Origin of the sequence: Actibacterium sp. (assembly GCF_041584535.1) — a bacterium.
GTDB lineage: Bacteria > Pseudomonadota > Alphaproteobacteria > Rhodobacterales > Rhodobacteraceae > Actibacterium_D.
Map to the genome: position 1 here is coordinate 1 of NZ_JBFHDW010000235.1, position 4,204 is coordinate 4,204.

2 protein-coding genes are annotated in these 4,204 nt (G+C 60.8%); both read left to right on the top strand.

Features of this window, described 5'->3' with window-relative positions:
* Nucleotides 1-639: 639 nt before the first annotated feature.
* On the top strand, nucleotides 640-2,154 hold the full coding sequence (locus ABYW26_RS11300; RefSeq protein ID WP_372604981.1) for an ABC transporter substrate-binding protein: 1,515 nt from the start codon (nucleotides 640-642) through the stop codon (nucleotides 2,152-2,154).
* 91 nt (nucleotides 2,155-2,245) lie between these two features.
* On the top strand, nucleotides 2,246-4,135 hold the full coding sequence (locus tag ABYW26_RS11305) for an AMP-binding protein (protein ID WP_372604982.1): 1,890 nt from the start codon (nucleotides 2,246-2,248) through the stop codon (nucleotides 4,133-4,135).
* The last annotated feature ends 69 nt before the right edge of the window (nucleotides 4,136-4,204 follow it).

Consider the following 4,204-nt stretch of genomic DNA (forward strand, 5'->3'; position numbering starts at 1 on the left):
AGAACAGCCGTGGCCGCGCGGCCTTTTCAAGGCTCTGGTCTTGTGTCGGTAAGGTCTCTGTCATGTATCGGCCCTCTGTTCCGTGGCTCGCACGCTTAGCTGTCGAGGCCTTCCGGGTATTGCGAGCCAAAGTTCATCAGTCGCACCGAGATGGCGGCGTGGCCTCGGGCTGGTCAAAATTCATTGGATAACCACTAACGCAATGTTCGCGTGGAATAAATCACCTTGTTTCCCTAGGGAAAGGAAAATTGCCCGACTGCGGCGATATCGGCTCTCGGAAACGCCGAGACGCCGGAAAGCCACGGCTTCAGTCGCCGGTTTCCAGCTTGACAGTAAGGTAGCCTTATCTTAAATTCCACCTGTGGGAACGGCGATCTAGAATCGAAGGATCGTGGGAGAGCGTTTCTGGGAGGAGCCAGTTCGCCCATTTGGGCCGCAATCCGTCGTTATTTCGATTCTCGGGAGATTCCGGCGCGCCAGGTCGCGGCGGTGTTTTCGGGACAATGACTGCCGGATAGGCCAACCTTGCTGGCAACAGATGCAGGGAAACGTGCGTGGCGACCCATGCCGCGCGCACCAACATAGGGGAGTGCGATGAGACACTGGTCCAAGAAAATATGCGCCGCTGGTGCAATGTGTTTGCTGGCATCGCCAGTGCTGGCCGGAGCCAAGGATGGCACGCTGACGGTTGCGTTGGCGACGCCGGTCGAGGCGGTCGATATCTATATGGGGCCGGGCCCCGAGGTGGCAATGACGGCAAACGCGGTGTTCAATCCGCTGATTGCCTATGACACCAAAACCCAAAGCTATCAGGGCGTGATCGCCGAAAGCTGGACCCGGATCAGCGATGAAGTGATGGAATTCAAGCTGCGCTCGGGTCTGGTGTTTCAGGATGGTTCGGCTCTGGATGCCGAGGATGTTGCCTATACTGTCAACTTTATCGCCAACCCCGAAACGCGCTTTCGTCTGAAATCGCGCTATTCGGCCTTTGCCGGCGCCGAAGCCGTTGATCCGCTGACCGTGCGGATCTCCACCAAAGGCGCGTTCCCGCTGCTGCTGGCGCGGATGGTCGGTGTGCCGATCTACCCGTCGGACAGCCACGAAAAACTGGGCGCTGACTATGCAGCCTGGGGCCGTGCGCCGATTGGCTCGGGTCCGTATCGCGTGGTGTCCTTCGATGAATCGACCGGCATCGTGATGGAGCGCTGGGACGATTACCAACTGGGCCCGCTTCCGGAATTCAAGAAGATCGTGTTCCGCCCGATCCCCGATCGTCAGACCCAGATTGCTGAAATGATGGCCGGTGGTCTTGACGTGATCGTGGCCTCGTCGCCCGATCAGGTTGCGACGCTGACCAAGATGAAGGGTTTCGAGGCTTCGGTGATCCCGGACATGCTGGTGCAGTATATGTATCTGGATGCAGCCGGTCGCTCGGGTCTTGCGGCCTTTGCCGATCCGCGCGTGCGCAAGGCGGTTTTCCACGCCATCGACCGTGACGCGATCCGCAACAACATCATCTCGGGCGGCACCGCCGTGGACGAGCTGAAGCGTCTGTGCCTGCCCTATCAGGTCGGTTGCCCGGATGGCGGCACGCCGCAGGCGTTTGATCCCGAACTGTCCAAGAAACTGCTGGCCGAAGCGGGCTATGCCGATGGCTTCGATCTGCAGGTTTCGACCTGGGGTCCGTCGCGTCCGATCGCCGAGGCCGTTGTCGGTTATCTGCGTGCTGTGGGTATCCGGGCCAGCGTCGATGCGCTGACCTTGGGCGCCTATCGTAAAAAGCAGGTCGAGGGTGGTCTTCAGGCCTTGGTTTCCAGCTATCCCTACGGTGGTCTGCCGGATACCGGCGTGGTCGTGGACTTCTTCTTCTCGTCGCCTGATCGTGACTATTACGGCGACCCGCGCCTGCCGGCGATGACGGCTGAATCCAACTCTGTTCTCGACGAAGACAAGCGCGCCGCGCTGTTCCGCGAGACTCTGGATCTGGTTCAGGACGAAGCCTATATCCTGCCGATCTCGCGCGATCCTGCGGTGATCCTGCATACCAGCGACGTCAGCGTCGATGCGGCGCCGCGTGGCGACGTGCTGTTCACTCAGTTCAGCTTGTTCGAAAGCTTTGGATCGACCCCGGCGATCCTTGGCTGGAAAGACTGACCTTAAAAAATCGCGGGCGCCAGCACATGGCGCCCGCCCTCCGGGCCCTCTTTTCCCCGATCTGATCCTCTCGCCAAAGGACGAAGAATTCATGACTCCCGCTGACGTGCCCTTTATTCCGGTTCCGTTTATCGATCGAAACATCGATATCGAAACGCGTGACGACGGCGTGTTGATCGTGAAGAACGCGACACCGCTTCGACCTTTGGAAAAACATTTGCCGGCCCTGTTCCGCCGTGCCGCCGAGCGCAATCCAGACCGCACTTGGTTGGCCAAGCGCCCTGCGCCCGACGCCGACTGGCGCCGTGTCAGCTATGCGCAGGCCCGCCGTGCGATTGATGGCCTCACCGAGGCCCTGCTGGAGCTGAACGCCGCCGGACAATCCCTGATGATCCTCAGCGGCAACAGCATCGAACACGGGCTGATCAGCATGGCCGCGATGCAGGCACGCATGCCCGTCGCCCCGATCGCGCCGCCCTATTCGCTGCGCAGCAAGGATTTTCTCAAGCTGCGGGGCATTATCGACCTTCTGGAACCTGCGGTGGTCTTTGTTCAGGACCTTGCCCAGTTCGAGCAGGCCGTGCGCGTTTTCGATCTGTCGAAGGTCACCGTGATCTGCGCCACCGGCTTGGCCAAGGGGATCGACGCCCTGCGCTTTGACGATCTGGCCGCGCGGGAACCGACGCAGGCGGTTGAGCACTCCATCGCCCAGATCACCCATGATACCGTGGCGAAATACATGTTCACCTCGGGGTCGACCAATGAATCCAAGGCGGTCATCACCACCCAGCGAATGCTGTGCGCGAATATCGCCATGGCCGATCAGGCGATTGATCTGGAGTTGGACAATCCCCCGCATTGCACCGTCGACTGGCTGCCGTGGCACCATGTCATGGGGGGGAACTCGGTTTTTGGCATGACGCTGGTCAAGGGCGGGACGCTGTATATCGACGGCGGCGCGCCGACAGCGGACGGCATTGCCGAATCCCTGCGCAATCTGCGGGAAATCTCGACCTCGCGTTTCGCCAATGTGCCGACCGGGTTTCACATGCTGGCCGAGGCGATGGAAAAGGACGAGGAACTGGCCAAGACCTTTTTCCGCGATCTGATTTTCGTCGGTTACGGCGGCGCGCGTCTGGCGGATGACACTTATAACCGCTTTCAGGCGCTGGCGGTGAAATACACCGGCCGCAAGATTTCCTTCCTGTCGGGGTTCGGCGCGACCGAGACCGGGCCGTCCGCGATGTATGTGTATTGGACCACGGACGAGACCGGGCTGATCGGCCTGCCGCTGCCCGGATGCGATGTCAAACTGATCCCGCTGGACGCCGAACGCTATGAGGTTCGCGTCCGCAGCCCGGGCATCACCCCCGGCTATCTGAAACGCCCGGAACTGACCGAAGCCGCGTTTGACGACGAGGGTTTTTTCAAGATGGGCGACGCGGCGGTTTTCGTCGATCGCGCCCGGCCCGAAGAAGGCTTTCGCTTTGCCGGTCGTGTCAGCGAGGAATTCAAGCTGCAATCGGGCACCTTTGTGCGCACCGGCGCGCTGCGGGTGAAAGCCGTCGATGCGATGGCACCGTTGGCGCTGGACGCGGTGGTGACCGGGCAGGATCAGGCCTATGTCGGCTTGCTGGTCTGGCCGAACCTTCCGGCCTGCCGTCAGCTTGTCGGCGATCAGGTCTGTTCGGTCGAGGCGCTGTTGAAGAAACCGCAATTGCGCGCGGCCTTCGCCCGGAAACTTGCGGCCTATAATGCCGTCAACCCCGCCAGCAGCATGCGCGTGGCCCGGATCATCCTGATGGCCGAGCCGCTTTCGATGGATGCGGGCGAGATCACCGACAAAGGCTATGTCAGCCAGCGCAAGACCCTTGCCACCCGTCAGGACGCGGTTGCGGCCCTGTATCAGGACCCGCCGCAGGTAGTTGTCATCACGCCCGAATCCGAATCCGAAACCGTGCCAGTAGGAACAAACCAATGAAAACAAACTACGAAGTCATCTCGACAGAAATTCGCGGCGACGTGGCCTACCTGAAACTTGCGCGCGGGG

What these genes read in the sequence shown, in the direction of transcription:
- ABYW26_RS11305 (WP_372604982.1), top strand. Translation starts at nt 2,246, where the DNA reads ATGACTCCCGCTGACGTGCCCTTTATTCCGGTTCCGTTTATCGATCGA.